Consider the following 14166-nt stretch of genomic DNA (forward strand, 5'->3'; position numbering starts at 1 on the left):
CCGGTCTCAGCCCGTCAGGTCGAACCGCCAGTCGTTCGACGTGATCCAGTGCCCCTTCGGGTACTCGAACTCGGCCTGTCCGATCAGGGTGAAGCCCGCCCGGCGGCAGACGCTGTTGGACGCGCTGTGCCCCACGCTCGGGAACGCGTGCAGATACCGGTGCCGGCCTGCGGCACGTGCCTCCTCCACGACGGCGCGGGCAGCCTGCGCGGCGAGCCTGCGCCCCTGGAACTCGGGCAGGATCCCCCACCCCGTCTCCCACACCGCGGAGTCCTGCCACGTCCGCTCCCAGAAGCCCACGGAGCCGACGGTCTCCCCGCCCTCCGCGAGCGCGACGCGGTACATCTGCCCCGACGACAGCTCGACGTACCGCCGGTGCCGCGCGACGAGTTTCTCCTCGCTCTCGGGACCTCCCAGGTGCGCGGTCATCTCGGGGCTGTTGGTCCGCTCCAGCAGCCAGAAGTCGCCCTCCGCCCAGGGCACCAGCCGCACCTGCTCCGCTTGCGTTTCCGCCTCCGCCGCTTCCATGCCCGCCACCCTAGACGCCGGGTCCGACAACGCCCCCGCCCACCGGAACGGCCCCGGCCCACCCCTCATCCGACGGGGCGGCAGCGCACGTCCACGGCGGCCTCGGGGTCACCGCCGCCGAGGAGTTCGAGGCGGACGGGGGCGCCGCCGGGGTTGTCGAACAGGCGGATTCCGTCGCCGAGCAGGATGGGCACGATGTGGAGGTCGATCTCGTCGATCAGCCGGCGTTCGAGGAGCTGCCGGCCGATCGTGGGCGAGAAGACCTCCACGTTCTTGCCACCGGCGGCCTCCAGCGCGATCCGGACCGCCTCCGCGGCGTCGCAGTTCAGGAACGTCACACCGGCTGCGGGCCGCGCGTCCTCGGGGTGGTGCGTGAGGACGAACAGCGGTCCCTGCCACGCGCCGCCGTAGATGGCACCGGGATCGGGAAAGGCGTCCCAGCCGTCCCGGCCGCCCAGCACGGCCCCCGTCGTCCCGGCGTACTCCTCGACGAGACCGGGCCTGAACGAGTACCCCGTCATCCAGTCCATCGTGTGCTCGGGTCCGGCCACGAACCCGTCCAACGACATCGTGAAGTGCCAGAGCACCTTGCCCGTGGCGGTCTGCGCTTCCATGATCGAACCCCTCTCGACGGTTCCCGTTCCACTGAGACCCGTACCACCGTCGAAAGTCATCGGGACGAGGTCGAGGCGGCGACGGCCATGACGGCGACGGAGGCCAGGACGATGCCTGCGCCGACGTACAGCGGTGCGGTGTAGCCGAGGCCCGCCGTGATCGCGAGGCCTCCGGCCCAGGCGCCCAGCGCGTTGCCGAGGTTGGAGGCCGACACGTTGGCACTGGCGGCCAGTGCCGCGCCCTGGGCGTGGTCGGTGACGCGGGTGATCATTCCGGGTACGCCGGCGAACCCGAACAGCCCCATCAGGAACACCAGCACCACCGATGCCGGGGCGCTGGCCGCCAGCAGTCCGAACACGGCCAGGGTGACGGCGAGGCCGGCCAGCGCGAGGAGCAGCGTACGGTCCCGGTCGTGGTCTGCGGCCCGCCCGCCGATCAGGTTCCCGACGACCAGGCCGACGCCGTAGACCATGAGCAGCCAGGCGACATCCGCCGAGGAGAAGCCGCCGACCTCGGTGAACGTGTAGGCGATGTAGCTGAACGCGCCGAACATCCCGCCGTAACCGAGCGCGGTCGCCAGCAGGGTGAGCCACACCTGTGCCGACCGGAACGCGCGGGCCTGGGCGCGCAGGCCGGTGGGCGGTGCGGGCTGCGACGAGGACGTCGACGGGGCCTGTCCGGCGCGGCCCGGCACGAAGGCGACGATGCCCGCGAGCGCGAGCAGGCCGATCGCGGTCACCGCCCAGAAGGCGGCCCGCCAGCCCCAGCGTTCCCCGACCAGCGCGCCGAACGGCACACCCAGCACGTTCGCGACCGTCAGTCCGGCGAACATGACGGCCACCGCGCGGGACTTCCTCTCGGGCGCGACCAGGCTGCGCGCGACCAGGGAGCCGATGCCGAAGAACGAACCGTGGCACAGGGCCGCGACGATCCGCCCGAGCATCATCACCGCGTAATCCGGTGCGATCGCGGACAGCAGGTTGCCGACGACGAAGAGGATCACCAGACCGACCAGGACCTGTTTGCGGGGCAGTCGTGCCGTCGCCGCGGTCAGGGCGATCGCGCCGACGGCGACGCTCAACGCGTATCCGGAGATCAGCCGGCCCGCGGCCGCCTCGGACACCGCGAAACTCGCCGCCACCTGCGGCAGCAGCCCCGCGATCAGGAACTCGGTCAGCCCGATGCCGAACCCTCCGACCGCCAGCGCGACGAGCCCCCTGGGCATCCGTCGCCGTTCCCGGGGTTTCGCGTCCATGGCCCGACCCTCGCGTCGCGGCCGCGGACCGGTCCATGGACAAAGAGGCGACGACGCTTGGACATACGAGGTCGGGCAGAGTGATTCACGGGGCAACCGAACTGGAAGCAGCCGTACGACAAGGAGCGTCCACACCATGGGAACCGCCGTCACCGTCCCGCAGACCCGGGACATGATCGGGGACGAGCTCTCCGGGGACGAGGCGTTCACCGCCCTGCGCCACTACGGCGGGCTGCGACTGCTGGCCGACTCGTTCGCGCGGTTCCGTTACGCGGACGGCTTCACCAACGCCCGCGCCCTGGCCTTCCAGGTGGTGCTCGGTCTGGTCCCGTGCACCGTGGCGCTGGTCGGGCTGGCGACGTCGGTGCACACGGAGGGCGTGGGCCGGATCATCGAGCTCACGCTCGGCCGGATCGTGCCGGGCGCCAGCGCCGAGATCGTCGAGGACGCCTTCGAGGGAACGCGGCGCACCGCGCACGGCGATGTCTGGAGCACGCTCGCCCTCTGGCTCGGCCTCGGCTTCGCGCTGTTGAACCTCGCCTCCGCCATGGGCCAGATCGAACGCGGCGCCAACCGGATCTACGGCATCGAGCGCGACCGCCCCTTCCCGCGCAAGTACGCGCGCGGGGTCGTGCTCGCGCTCGCCGCCGGTCTGCCCCTGGTGCTGGGGTTCGTCGTGCTCGTCGCGGGCGAGGCCGTGGGGGACGCGGTGGCGGAATCCATCGGCCGGGCGGGCAGCGGACCGCAGTGGTGGAGCGTGCTCAACATCCCCGTGGGGCTCGCGCTGGCCTGGGTGGCCTCCGCCGTGATCTTCCGCTGGTCGCCCCGCCGGGTGCAGCCCGGCTACACCTGGCTGGCCTTCGGTTCGGCCGTGCATCTGCTGCTGTGGGTGGCGGCCACCTGGCTGCTCGCGCTGTACGTCGAGGAGAGCGGGGCCTTCGGTGCCGTGTACGGGCCGCTCACCGCGTTCATCGCCCTGCTGCTGTGGGCCAACCTCACCGCCGTCGCGCTCTTCCTCGGCATCGCGTTCGCCGCCCAGCTGGAAGCGGCCCGCGCGGGCGTGGAATCAGCCGTCCACCCCGACCCCGGCCCGGGTGCCTGACCCGAACGCCACCCCGTCCCACACGACCGGCCACGGCCGGAATCGGCGCCCCGCTTCCCCGTCCACCCCACTCGCCGCCGTACGCCCACCGCCAAGCAACCCGGCTGCCGGCCGTGCGCCCGCTCGCCGACCGCCTGCTCGCCGCCTGCCCGCTCCGCCGACCGGCCCGCCCCACGGCACGCCCGCCCACCCCGCTGCCGACCGCACGCCCGTCTCGCCGACCGCCCGCTCGCCGCCTGCCCGCTCCGCCGACCGGCCCGCCCCACGGCACGCCCGCCCACCCCGCTGCCGACCGCACGCCGCCGTACACCCGCCGTCAAGCAACCCCGCTGCCGACCGTACGCCCGTCTCACCGACCGCCCGCTCGCCGACCGCCTGCTCGCCGCCTGCCCGCTCCGCCGACCGGCCCGCCCCGCCGCCATCCGTCACACTCCCGACGGCACGCCCGCCCACCCCGCTGCCGGCCGCAGGCCCGCACGCCGCGCCGTACATCCGCCGTCAAGCCACTCGCAGCACGCCCCGCCGACTCATCCGCCCCGCCGCCACAGGCCGACGCCGACCATCAGCCGCCCGCCGGGCACCCGCCGACCGACCGCCTCGCTGCCGGCCGCTCGCCCGGCGTCGTACGCCTCAGCCGACCGCCGACCGCCGACCGCCGGCAGCCCGCCGTCACCCCTCCGCCGCCTCCGTCACCGTCGCCGGGTCCACTCCCGTCAGTTCGACGATGCGGTGCGGGGCCACGCCGGCGGCCAGGGCACGCCCGATCAGGTCGTCGCGGCCGTCCGCGGTGTCGCGATAGGCGAGCAGTTCCTCCTCGACACCGGCGAGAGACTGCGGTGCCAAGCCGTGGCGGACCCGGCTCAGTTCCTCGTCGCTCAGCGGAACGGGCAGCCGTTCCGCCCCCTCGGGCACCGCCGCCGTCTCCTCGGGCGGCAGCAGCCGCAGATGTGGGGAGGTCGGCGAGCTGCCCTGCGCGTTCAGCCACGCGCGGACCGCCGGGGTGTCCATGCAGGCGAGGTCACCGACGGCCGCGGGGGCCACCCCGAGCCGTGCGGACGCGTCGTCGAGCAGGAACAGGTAGGCGTCGTCGGTCATCTCGGCTCCTTCTCACCAGCTGCTGATCGACATCCCATTACCCCGCCTCACCCGGATAACCACAGGCAGCCGCAGTCCCCGCGCGGAACCGGAGCCGGGTCAGAACACCCCTTCGGCCGTGGCCGGCCCCGAAGCCCCGTCACACCCGTTCGCATGAACCTCCGGAAGCCACTCGCCACCCAAAATCGAACAGGCGTAGCATTGTGCCGTGGCTGAGACCTATGACTTTCCGAGTGACCTCCTCGCCGGTCAGGAGGAGCTGCATCAGGTCCGGGCCGAGCTGTCGGCCCTGCTCAAGCGGCTGCCCTGGTCGGTCGTACCGCTGGACGGCTTCAGCGACGACAACGGCTGGCGCAAGGTGGAGCGCCCCGCCTCGCCCGGCTGGACCCCTGACCAACAGGCCGAGGTGGAGAAGCTCCGGCAGCGCGAACACGAACTCGCGGTCTTCGTCACCACCCACCGCTTCTGGAAGGACGTGGCCGCACCGCACCGCGTGGACGCCCGCACCGGGCTCAAGCACGCGCACGAGTCCCGCGCACAGGAACCCTGTTGAACGCGCGGACAGAAGGACAGGCAGAAAGAGGGAAGACCCCGGCCGAGATCGGCCGGGGTCTTCTTCTCGTGTGGGCGCGGACGGTTTCGAACCGCCGACATCCTGCTTGTAAGGCAGGCGCTCTACCCCTGAGCTACGCACCCGAGACGAGTCGACAGCCTACCTTGCCCGGCCCCCTGCCCTGCAAACCCTTACTCGGAGGCCGGCGGAGTCAGGGTTGATACGGGGGAAAACCCCACCCCGGATCCGGGAGCGGCCCGGATCCCCGGCAGGTGCCGCGGTCCCTAGGGTCGAAGCAGGGTCGCGGAGTGCCCGCGGCCGCCCGTCAGGGGTAGATCAGGGGGAGATCGTCATGGTCCGTTCCGTTCCCGTACGTGCCGCCACCGCGGCCGGGGTCGTCGCGCTCGTCGTCGCGGGGGCCACCGCCTGCGGTGCCTCCGCCGGGGACGACAAGACCCCCGACCACCGCTCCTTCGCCCTCCAGGGCCGCACCCTCACCGTCGACTCCGACGACTCGGCGCTGGAAATCGTCGCCGCCGACGCGAACAAGTCGGGCACGGTCGAGGTCACCCGCTGGTTCCAGGGGACCGTCGCCGTCGGCAAGGACCCGAAGGTGACCTGGTCGATGAAGAACGACCGGCTGGTGCTGCGGATGAAGTGCAGTGGTGTCGTCGCCGACTGCGCGGCCAAGCACCGTATCGAGGTGCCGCGGGACATCACCGTGAAGGTCGAGGACGGGGACGGCAGCGTGCGCGCCCGGGGTTTCACCCAGCCCCTGAGCATCAGCACCGGCGACGGGTCCGTGCGGGTCACCGACTCCAGCGGCCCGCTGGACCTGCGCACCGGCGACGGATCCATGCGCGCGGCGGTCACCTCCCGCCGGGTGACCGCGCGCAGCGGGGACGGCTCGGTCCACCTCGAACTCGGCGCCGTACCGGACCGGGTGGAGACCCGCAGCGGCGACGGCTCGGTGACCGTCGAGGTGCCGAAGGCCACCTACCGTGTGGAGGCCAGGACCGGTGACGGCGGCGTCGACGTCTCCGTGCCCCGGTCCGACTCCAGCGGGCACGTCGTGTCCGCCCAGAGCGGAGACGGCAAAGTCACGGTCCGAACCGCGAACTGACCGGCCCGTGTGTTCGTCCCTTACCGGTGGGAGAATGACACCGGGCACCGCCAGGACGGACACAGCACGGGAGAGGGATGTGACGGCGACACCATCGCAGCCGTATTCGTCGTCGATGGTGCCGCGCGCACACCGTCAGGCGCTCAGGGACACCCTCACCCTCGTCGGTCTGCCCCTGCTGGCCGCCCTCGCGCTGCCGGCCGCGTTCGCCGGGGGTGGCACCCGCCGATGGTTCGGCGGGCGCTCGGAGAGCCAGCGGGCCGAGGCGCAGGCCGCGAAGGACGCCGCCGCGGCCGCGTTCTACGAACTGGACACGGCCCAGCGGGATCTGCGCATCTCGATAGAGACCATCACGGCCGTCGACGACTCGCCCGCCGCCCGCCGGGCGGTGGCCGACTTCCAGGCGATCAGCGGGCGGATCGACGAGGCCAGCGGGCGCTACATCGAGGCGGTCGACGCCCATGACCTCGACCGGGACGAACTGGAGGCCTCCGTCGCGACACGCGCGCGTGCGGAACTGAACCGGGCCAAGGACGACCTCGGCAACGTCAAGAAGGAGCTGGACCGCTTCGGCGACAGCCTCGGTCCGCTGCTCGGCAAGGCCGAGACCCAGCTCGCCCGCCTCGCCCCGGCCGTCGAGCGGGCCCGGCAGGGCCTGCTGGCCGCCTCCAACGCCCTGGACGCGGTACGGGAGTCGGGGCTGAAGGCGGACGACCTCGCGGCCCGGCTCGCCGCCCTCGGGCCGGAGCTGACCAAGCTCAACCAGGGCGCCGGACAGCACGGCGTGCCGGAGACCCTGGAACGGGCCGAGCGGGTCGCCCGCGAGGCCGAGTCGATCCGGGTGGAGGCGGAGCGGCTGCCGGAGCGGGCCGCGGAGATCGACCACCGGCTCGTCTCCCTGCGCACCCGCGCAGAGGCCCTCACCACCCGCGCGGGCCAGGTCGACCCGGTGCTCAGCGAACTGCGCCGCCGCTTCACGGCCGCCTGCTGGCAGGACCTCCAGCACGTCCCGGACCAGGCCGCGCAGAACGTGGCCCAGGCCGAGCTGAAGCTCCGGGAGGCCCGGGCCGCGCGCGACGAACAGCGCTGGCCGGACGCGGCCTCCCTGCTCTCCACGGTCCGGGCCCTGCTCAACACGACCGACGAGTCCGTCTCCGCCGCCGGCGACCGGCTGCGCCGGCTGAACGCCGTGCAGAAGGACCCCCAGCAGGAGATCGACCGCACCCGCTTCGCCCTCCGCGACGCCCAGCGCCTCGCCATGAGCGGCCGCTCCACCCCCGACCCCAGGGACGCGCGCCCGCTGGACGAGGCGGTGGCACGCCTGGAGCGGGCGATCGGCGGCCTGGAGGGCCGCCACCCCGACTACTGGCACTTCCTGACCGAGACGGAAGCGGTCCGGCAGTCGGTGGCCCAGGTGGTCTCCCGGATCCGCGAGGAGCGCGGGGGCGCACACTGACCGTCTACGACGATCCCGGATCGCCGGTTAACCTGTGCGCATGCCTCGCTACGAGTACCGCTGCCGGACCTGCGGCGACACCTTCGAACTGAGCCGTCCGATGGCCCAGTCCTCCGATCCCGCCGACTGCCCCGCGGGCCACGACGACACGGTCAAGCTGCTGTCGACGGTGGCCGTGGGCGGCTCCGCGTCAGCGTCGGCCCCCGCACCCCAGGCGGGCGGTGGAGGCGGCTGCTGCGGCGGAGGCTGCTGCGGCTGACGGCCGTACGAAAGCCTCGCCACAAAGTCGTCCCGAGGAGCCTCTTCAGGCTGCCTTCAGGTGCGTCTGCCTAGCGTGGGCCCATGTCAGCCATCGACTGGGTCAACGGCCTCATGGACACGCTGGGCGCGCCCGGCGCCGGGGTCGCCGTCGCCCTGGAGAACCTCTTCCCGCCCATCCCGAGCGAGGCGATCCTGCCCCTCGCGGGCTTCGCGGCGAGCACCGGCCGGATGAGCCTGCTCGCCGTGCTGCTGTGGACGACGGCGGGCTCGGTGATCGGCGCCCTCGCGCTGTACGGCGTCGGTGCGCTGCTCGGCCGGGACCGCACGATGGCGCTCGCGGCCCGGCTGCCGCTGATCAAGGCCGACGACATCGAGCGCACCGAGGCCTGGTTCCAACGGCACGGCACCAAGGCGGTGTTCTTCGGCCGGATGATCCCGGTCTTCCGCAGCCTCGTCTCGATCCCGGCCGGTGTCGAACGCATGCCGCTGCCCGTGTTCCTGACGCTGACCACCCTGGGCAGCGCCCTGTGGAACACGGCGTTCGTGCTCGCGGGCCACGCCCTGGGCGCCAACTGGACCCAGGTCACCGACATCGTGTCCGCGTACTCGAAGGCCGTCCTGGCGGCCGCCGCCGTCGCGGTCGCGGTCTTCGTCGTCGTACGGCTACGGCGGCGGTCGGCGCCCGCTACGGACGGGACGCCTTCAGGAACTCCCGCAGGATCCGCTCCCCCGCCAGCACCCCCCGCTCGGGCAGCGCGCTGATCGCCGGAGCGGTCCAGCCCGCGTCCGCCAGCTCACCGTGCCCCGGCCGCCAGCCCCGGTCCGCGGCCAGCAGCAGGTCGGCGTCGAGGAGGGAGTCGCCCGCGGCCAGCGTCAGGGAGGCCCCCGTACGCCGGGCCACCTCGCGCATCGCCGCGCTCTTGGTGAGCGGCTTCGGGACGGCGTAGATCTTGCGGCCCTGGAGCGAGACGGTCCAGCCGCGGTCCTCGGCCCACACAGCGAGCTCCTTCACCCAGTCCTCGGGCAGCAGTTCGCGCTCGACGACGAGGTAGACGAAGAGGTCCTCGGCGATGCGGTGCTTGCGCACCCAGAGCGGATCAGCCGTCTTCTCCAGGTGGGCGCGGACCTCGTCGAGCGGGGCGCACTCGTCGGCGAGGCGGGCCGTGACGCGGGCGTGCCAGTCGAGGTCGGTGACGCCGTCGACGAGCAGGTGGCCGCCGTTCGCGCAGATCGCGTAAGTGGGCGGGGGGCCGGGGAGGTTGATGCGCTGGTACTGCTTGCGGGTCCGGGTCGTCGTCGGCACGAAGACCGCCGCGTCACCGACCTCCGCGAGCAGCCCGGCCGCCGTCTCCGTCATGTACGACAGCGGTCTGCTCTCGTGCACCTCGACGCAGAGCAGCCGGGGCGCCCTCGCGTCCGGCATGGTCAGCGCGAGGGCGGCGGCGGAGTAGATGAGCGTGCGGTCGAGGTCGCTCGCGATGAGCACGGGAGCATGGGCCTGGGCCTGGGTCGCCATCAGAGGGCCACCGCCTTGCCGTCGGTGCCCGTCGCGCCCCGCGTGTACCGGGGGTGGATCAACCCCACACAGGTGTACGGGAGTTCGGCGACCTCCTCGACCGGGACACCTCGCTGTCCGGCCAACAGGCGTACGTGGTCCAGGTCGGCGCCCGCCCCGGCCCGCGCGAGGATCTTCCAGGGCACCCGGCGCAGCAGCACCCGGGTGGTCTCGCCGACGCCCGGCTTGACGAGGTTGACGTCGTGGATGCCGTACTCCTCACTGATGCGTTCGACGGCCGCCCAGCCCTCCCAGGTGGGCTCCCGGTCGCTGGAGAGGAGCTCCTTGGCCTGCGCGCCGACCGCCTCGGCGACCTCGGGGAAGCGGGCGGCCACGGCGTCCAGGAAGTCCACCGACACGTCCACGCCGGCGAGTTCGCGGTAGAACTTCGCGCCGTGGAAGTCGTCCGGGCCGACGAGGTCCGCGCGCAGGACCGTACGCGAGATGAGGCCGGACACCGTGGAGTTGAGGCAGGCGGAGGGAATGAGGAAGTCCTCCCGGGTGCCGTACGTCCGCACGCAGGAGCCCGGGTCGGCCAGTACGGCGATCTCCGGGTCGAAGCCGGCGGGACCGCCCTCGGCCTCGAACTCCTCGATCGCGGCGGCCAGTTCGCGGGTGATCGCACCCTTGCCGGTCCAGCCGTCGACGAAGACGACGTCGGCGGGGTCGTGGTGTGCGGCCAGCCAGCGCAGGGCGTTGGCGTCGATGCCGCGGCCGCGGACGATCGAGACGGCGTAGTGCGGCAGGTCCAGGCCGTGCCGGAACCGGGCCCAGCGGCGCATCAGGACGCCCACGGGGGTGCCGGCGCGGGCGAGGGAGACGAGGACCGGGCGGGGCGAGCGCTCCTGGAGCACGATCTCCGTCACGGCGCCGACCGCCTCGGCGAGCCGCGCGGAGGACTCCTTCAGGGCCGTCCGGAACAGCTCCTGGTACTGCTCGCTCGGCTGGTACTCCACCGGCAGCGACTCGGCGTAGTGCGCGCCGCCGCTCTGGATGGCCTCCTCGCGTTCCTCGGTCGGCGCCTCCAGCGTGACGTCCGAGAGGTCCTGGAGCAGCCAGCCGACGTCCTCCGGGGCGTACGAGGAGAAGGCGGGGCCGCGGAGGGGCTCGGGGAGCATGGGGGGCCTTTCGGGGGTGTGGCTGGGGAGGACCACGAGGACGACATGCGGGGTGTGCGCGGCCAGTTGTGCGAGCAGGCCGTCGGGGGCGTGCAGTTCTGGGGTGTCGGCGGTGGAGTCGACCACGGCGACGATCGCGTCGAATCCGGCGCCTGCGACGTTGTAGGCGTAGCGGTCGCCGGGGCCGTCCGCGGGGGTGTCGTGGGCGGGGAAGGTGAGGCGGGTACGGATGGCGTATCCGGGGTCGTCGACGGCCAGTACGGGTGAGCGGGTGGTCGTCGAGTACCGCACCTCGGCGTCGATGACCTGCTCCAGCTCTCGGGCGAGCCTCAAGGGGGCGTACATCAGCTCTTCGAAGCCGAGGACGTGGACGCGGGTGGCCTCCGGCGGGAGGGCCTCGGCCAGGCGGGCGGCCATCGCCGGGAGGGCGGCGTCCAGGCGTATTCGATGCCGGGGAGTGAATCCGTGACGGCCGCCGTCCGGAAGGTCCCGGGGCCACGAGAGGTCCACGCGGTTGATTGCCGGGTGCGGGTGCGTGGGGGCTGGTCGCGCAGTTCCCCGCGCCCCTGGGTGGGTGACCTCGAACCTTGCTACAAGGTCCTGCCCCTTTTCCAGCACCCCCTCCGGCAGGCGTACGGTGCCCGATGCCGCTGCCACCAGGTCCACCCGCGCGCCGATCTCCCGCGCGAAGGCCTCCAGCCGTCCCGCGTCGGCCTCCGAGCGCATGTCGACCAGGGCGACCACGACGTACCGCCCTCGCGGGTACCGCCCATGCAGATCCCTGATCGTGTTCAGGACCGTGTTGCCCGTGGAGAACTCGTCGTCGACCAGGACCAGGGGGCCGTCGCCGGCCAGGAGCGAAGGGTCCTCGGGCAGCAGAAGGTGACTCGTGGCGTGGGAGTGGGACTCCTCGAAGCCGCCCGCGGGGGTGACGCCGGGGACGGGACGGCGGGTGGAGTGGAGGTACGGGGCGAGGCCGACGCCGTCTGCGACGGAGTGCCCAAGGCCGGTGGCCGTCTCCGCGTAGCCCAGGACGACCGCGCGGGCGGCCTCCTCGTCGCCCAGCAGCTCCCGTACCCGGCGGCCCAGGGCGAACCCGTGGCCGTAGACCACCGACGGTGACTGCGGTACGTGCTTGCCCAGCACGTTGGAGACCAGCAGATGGGCCCGCTTGGGGTTGCGCCGCAGCGCGAGCCCCAGGAGGTCCGTCAGCCGGCTGTCGCCCACGAGCTCGACGCCGAGCCGGTCGGCGACCCACGTCCCCGACCAGACCTCGCCCGGTGTCCCCTCGTTCACTGCCTTGTTCATGCGTCCCTTGGTGTTCACAGACGGTCAGCCGGGTATTCCGGCGGCGAGCAGCTCGACGAAGCCGATGTCCTCGTTGGCCACCCCGAAGACCTCGGCGCGCAGCAGGGTGCGCTCGGCCCAGGCGCGGTGCGGCTTCACTTCGTTCATCTTGTTCGTGTACTGCGACCTCAGCACGCCCCCGCCGCCGCGCTCGGGCCGCAGGATGTCCTGCGCGTCGCTGAACTCCTCGTGGCTGACCACGGACAGCGCGTGCACGGGCAGCACGTGGGAGGGGTGGATGCAGGTCTTGCCGAGCAGGCCGTTGGCCTGGTCGAGGGTGATCTCGCGCAGCAGGCCGTCCATCGCGTGCTCGATGAGCGCCTCGCGCAGCTCCTCGGCCTGGCCCTCCAGGAAGGGGCTGCGGCGCAGCTGGGGCTTGAACATGCGCTCCTGGACCCGGAAGTACTCCCAGACCGGCCCGGTCACGGTGAAACCGGTGCCGTCGGCGCGGCCCAGCATGTTCACCACGTCGGCGATGACGGAGGCGATGATCTGGACGTCCCAGGCGGTCATGTCGGGGGCGCGGCGCAGGCCGTAGGAGGAGCAGAAGTCGGTGACGCCGAGGCGGACCGCGAGGACCCGCTCGCGGTATTTGTCGACCGTGCGGGAGATGCCCTCAAGGGTCTCTACGCGCGTCTCCCGGTACAACAGCTCCGGCGATTCCAGTACGGGCATGGCGAACAGCCGGTGTCCGCTCGCGGCCTCGGCGGCGGAAATCGCCTCCAGGAAGGGGATTCCGCGCTCCTCGGTGAACTTCGGGAGCACGAATCCGGACAGCAGCCGGACGGCGGGGCCGAGGCGTCGTACGAGATCGGGGATCTGTTCGGGGTGACGGACCCGGATGAAGAGCAGCGGAAGGTCCACGCCGCGCTCCATGAGGTCCGTGAACTGCCGGACGAGGTTCTCCTCGCCCTCGGCGACGTCCTCGTCGCCGATCGAGTCCTCCAGGCACAGCACCATCGAGACCACGCCGCGTCCGGTCTGCTTGACGATGTCGTCGGCGAGCCGCGGCCGCGTGGCCGGGCTGTAGAGCGTGGCGCCCAGAGCCGCGGAGAGCAGCCGGGACGGGGAGTCCGCGGTGAACTCGCAGGGCTCCTGGTGGAAGAGGCGCTGGCGCACCTCAGGGGCGATGTGCCCAAAATGACGCATATGACTCCCCCGTGGCAGCTGTGCAACCTGTGAACAGTTCACAGGTGGCCGGTAATAGTACGTAGGTACCCATGTCTGAGGTTCCCACCGGGCATGAATTTCAGGTAACGCAGACAAACACGGCCATGTCGGCGCCGGGACGACATGAACCGGCGTCCTCACCCCCGCGTTGTCGTGACCAGGACCGAGAGGGCAGGATGACCGCATGACGCACGCGATGCTGAAGGGGTCGAACGTCCCGCTGGAAGCCACCACGGTACGCGCCGTACTGCGCTGGGCGCCCGGGCAGGGGGTCCCGGTGGTCGACGCCTCGGCGCTCCTCCTCGGCCCCGAGGGTCGTGTGCGGTCCGACGAGGACTTCGTCTTCTACAACCAGCCCCGGCACCCCTCAGGGAAGGTCTGGCTCCTCGGCAAGAAGCGCGTCGCCGAGGGCCCTACCGACACGATCCAGACGGATCTGGCCGGTGTCGAGCCCGACGTCAGCCAGATTCTCCTGGTCGCTTCGACGGACGACGCCACGTTCGGCCGCGTACAGGGCCTGCGCATCCTGCTGTACGACGCCTCGGTCACCGACGGCGAGCCGCTGGTCCACTTCGACATCAAGCCGGAGACGGGCGAGGAGACGGCCCTGATCTGCGGTGAGCTGTACCGCCGCGGCGAGGGCTGGAAGTTCCGCGCCCTGGGCGAGGGCTATGTGGAGGGCCTCCAGGGCCTGGCCACGGACTTCGGCATCGTGGTGGACGAGTCCGACTCGCCGGAGGTTCCGGCCGGACCGGAGCCCACGTCGTTCCCGCTCCCTCCGGAACAGCCGGCCCAGTCCGCCACATCGGTGCCCACCCAGCAGGCCTACGGCTACCCCCAGACGCCGACTCCGGCCACCGCCCCGGTGCCGGCGGCCGGGGGCTACGGCTACCCGCAGCCGGTGGCTCCGGCAGCGGCGGCGGAGTTCCGCATGCCCCCGCAGGGCCCGCAGTTCATCGGGCGCTGAAGGACGCGCCGCGCGGCGGAG

General features: G+C 72.4%; 14 protein-coding genes and 1 tRNA gene. 7 read left to right on the plus strand and 8 right to left on the minus strand.

The features are described 5' to 3' along the window. Positions 1-6: 6 nt before the first annotated feature. From ACZ48Z_RS08225 to ACZ48Z_RS08235, 3 genes are all read right to left on the minus strand, one after another. Positions 7-528, minus strand: coding sequence for a GNAT family N-acetyltransferase (locus tag ACZ48Z_RS08225; protein ID WP_468734990.1), 522 nt, complete (start codon positions 526-528; stop codon positions 7-9). Between the two features lie 65 nt (positions 529-593). After that, positions 594-1142: a dihydrofolate reductase family protein gene (locus ACZ48Z_RS08230; RefSeq protein WP_468734991.1), complete on the minus strand. Its 549-nt coding sequence runs from the start codon at positions 1140-1142 to the stop codon at positions 594-596. Positions 1143-1198: 56 nt separating this feature from the next. Further along, positions 1199-2368 (minus strand): MFS transporter, encoded by a 1170-nt coding sequence (locus ACZ48Z_RS08235; protein ID WP_468735234.1) that lies wholly within the window; start codon positions 2366-2368, stop codon positions 1199-1201. A gap of 166 nt (positions 2369-2534) precedes the next feature. Here ACZ48Z_RS08235 and ACZ48Z_RS08240 point away from each other — a divergent pair, with 166 nt between their 5' ends. Continuing rightward, positions 2535-3500: a YihY/virulence factor BrkB family protein gene (locus ACZ48Z_RS08240; protein WP_468734992.1), complete on the plus strand. Its 966-nt coding sequence runs from the start codon at positions 2535-2537 to the stop codon at positions 3498-3500. Between the two features lie 669 nt (positions 3501-4169). Here the strand turns inward: ACZ48Z_RS08240 and ACZ48Z_RS08245 are convergent. Further along, positions 4170-4595 (minus strand): DUF6003 family protein, encoded by a 426-nt coding sequence (locus ACZ48Z_RS08245; RefSeq protein WP_468734993.1) that lies wholly within the window; start codon positions 4593-4595, stop codon positions 4170-4172. Positions 4596-4803: 208 nt separating this feature from the next. Between ACZ48Z_RS08245 and ACZ48Z_RS08250 the strand changes: the two genes are divergently transcribed. After that, positions 4804-5148 carry a hypothetical protein gene (locus ACZ48Z_RS08250; RefSeq protein ID WP_468734994.1) on the plus strand — a complete coding sequence of 115 codons (345 nt, stop codon included), beginning with the start codon at positions 4804-4806 and terminating at the stop codon, positions 5146-5148. Between the two features lie 71 nt (positions 5149-5219). Here ACZ48Z_RS08250 and ACZ48Z_RS08255 read toward each other — a convergent pair. Further along, a tRNA-Val gene (locus ACZ48Z_RS08255) sits at positions 5220-5291 on the minus strand. Between the two features lie 209 nt (positions 5292-5500). On the opposite strand from ACZ48Z_RS08255, the gene ACZ48Z_RS08260 reads away from it, so the two are divergent. The 4 genes from ACZ48Z_RS08260 (at position 5501) to ACZ48Z_RS08275 (ending at position 8750) form a co-directional block, all read left to right on the plus strand. Beyond that, positions 5501-6271, plus strand: a complete 771-nt coding sequence (locus ACZ48Z_RS08260) for a DUF4097 family beta strand repeat-containing protein (protein ID WP_468734995.1) — start codon at positions 5501-5503, stop codon at positions 6269-6271. 79 nt (positions 6272-6350) lie between these two features. Continuing rightward, positions 6351-7727: a hypothetical protein gene (locus tag ACZ48Z_RS08265; RefSeq protein WP_468734996.1), complete on the plus strand. Its 1377-nt coding sequence runs from the start codon at positions 6351-6353 to the stop codon at positions 7725-7727. Positions 7728-7767: 40 nt separating this feature from the next. Continuing rightward, positions 7768-7986, plus strand: coding sequence for an FmdB family zinc ribbon protein (locus tag ACZ48Z_RS08270; protein ID WP_468734997.1), 219 nt, complete (start codon positions 7768-7770; stop codon positions 7984-7986). 83 nt (positions 7987-8069) lie between these two features. Further along, positions 8070-8750 (plus strand): DedA family protein, encoded by a 681-nt coding sequence (locus tag ACZ48Z_RS08275; RefSeq protein WP_468734998.1) that lies wholly within the window; start codon positions 8070-8072, stop codon positions 8748-8750. On the opposite strand, the gene ACZ48Z_RS08280 is transcribed toward ACZ48Z_RS08275, so the two are convergent. Genes ACZ48Z_RS08280 through ACZ48Z_RS08290 form a run of 3 tightly spaced genes read right to left on the minus strand, consistent with a single transcriptional unit; the run spans position 8674 to position 13157 of the window. Continuing rightward, positions 8674-9504 carry an HAD family hydrolase gene (locus tag ACZ48Z_RS08280; RefSeq protein ID WP_468734999.1) on the minus strand — a complete coding sequence of 277 codons (831 nt, stop codon included), beginning with the start codon at positions 9502-9504 and terminating at the stop codon, positions 8674-8676. The two genes, ACZ48Z_RS08275 and ACZ48Z_RS08280, sit on opposite strands and share 77 nt — an antisense overlap. Beyond that, positions 9504-11969 carry a phosphoribosyltransferase domain-containing protein gene (locus ACZ48Z_RS08285; RefSeq protein ID WP_468735000.1) on the minus strand — a complete coding sequence of 822 codons (2466 nt, stop codon included), beginning with the start codon at positions 11967-11969 and terminating at the stop codon, positions 9504-9506. Before ACZ48Z_RS08285 ends, ACZ48Z_RS08280 begins: the two co-directional genes overlap by 1 nt. Before the next feature lie 24 nt (positions 11970-11993). Next, entirely contained in the window at positions 11994-13157 is a 1164-nt protein-coding gene (locus ACZ48Z_RS08290) for an HpcH/HpaI aldolase/citrate lyase family protein (RefSeq protein WP_468735001.1), read from the minus strand. 205 nt (positions 13158-13362) lie between these two features. Between ACZ48Z_RS08290 and ACZ48Z_RS08295 the strand changes: the two genes are divergently transcribed. After that, complete coding sequence (locus ACZ48Z_RS08295) at positions 13363-14145, plus strand: TerD family protein (protein ID WP_468735002.1); 783 nt, start codon at positions 13363-13365, stop codon at positions 14143-14145. Positions 14146-14166: the final 21 nt, after the last annotated feature.

This window comes from Streptomyces sp. NPDC031225 (genome assembly GCF_055570355.1).

Coding starts and splice junctions, on each gene's coding strand:
- ACZ48Z_RS08225 (WP_468734990.1), bottom strand. CDS start 528: ATGGAAGCGGCGGAGGCGGAAACGCAAGCGGAGCAGGTGCGGCTGGTG.
- ACZ48Z_RS08230 (WP_468734991.1), bottom strand. CDS start 1,142: ATGGAAGCGCAGACCGCCACGGGCAAGGTGCTCTGGCACTTCACGATG.
- ACZ48Z_RS08235 (WP_468735234.1), bottom strand. CDS start 2,368: ATGCCCAGGGGGCTCGTCGCGCTGGCGGTCGGAGGGTTCGGCATCGGG.
- ACZ48Z_RS08240 (WP_468734992.1), top strand. CDS start 2,535: ATGGGAACCGCCGTCACCGTCCCGCAGACCCGGGACATGATCGGGGAC.
- ACZ48Z_RS08245 (WP_468734993.1), bottom strand. CDS start 4,595: ATGACCGACGACGCCTACCTGTTCCTGCTCGACGACGCGTCCGCACGG.
- ACZ48Z_RS08260 (WP_468734995.1), top strand. CDS start 5,501: ATGGTCCGTTCCGTTCCCGTACGTGCCGCCACCGCGGCCGGGGTCGTC.
- ACZ48Z_RS08270 (WP_468734997.1), top strand. CDS start 7,768: ATGCCTCGCTACGAGTACCGCTGCCGGACCTGCGGCGACACCTTCGAA.
- ACZ48Z_RS08275 (WP_468734998.1), top strand. CDS start 8,070: ATGTCAGCCATCGACTGGGTCAACGGCCTCATGGACACGCTGGGCGCG.
- ACZ48Z_RS08280 (WP_468734999.1), bottom strand. CDS start 9,504: ATGGCGACCCAGGCCCAGGCCCATGCTCCCGTGCTCATCGCGAGCGAC.
- ACZ48Z_RS08285 (WP_468735000.1), bottom strand. CDS start 11,969: ATGAACAAGGCAGTGAACGAGGGGACACCGGGCGAGGTCTGGTCGGGG.
- ACZ48Z_RS08290 (WP_468735001.1), bottom strand. CDS start 13,157: ATGCGTCATTTTGGGCACATCGCCCCTGAGGTGCGCCAGCGCCTCTTC.
- ACZ48Z_RS08295 (WP_468735002.1), top strand. CDS start 13,363: ATGACGCACGCGATGCTGAAGGGGTCGAACGTCCCGCTGGAAGCCACC.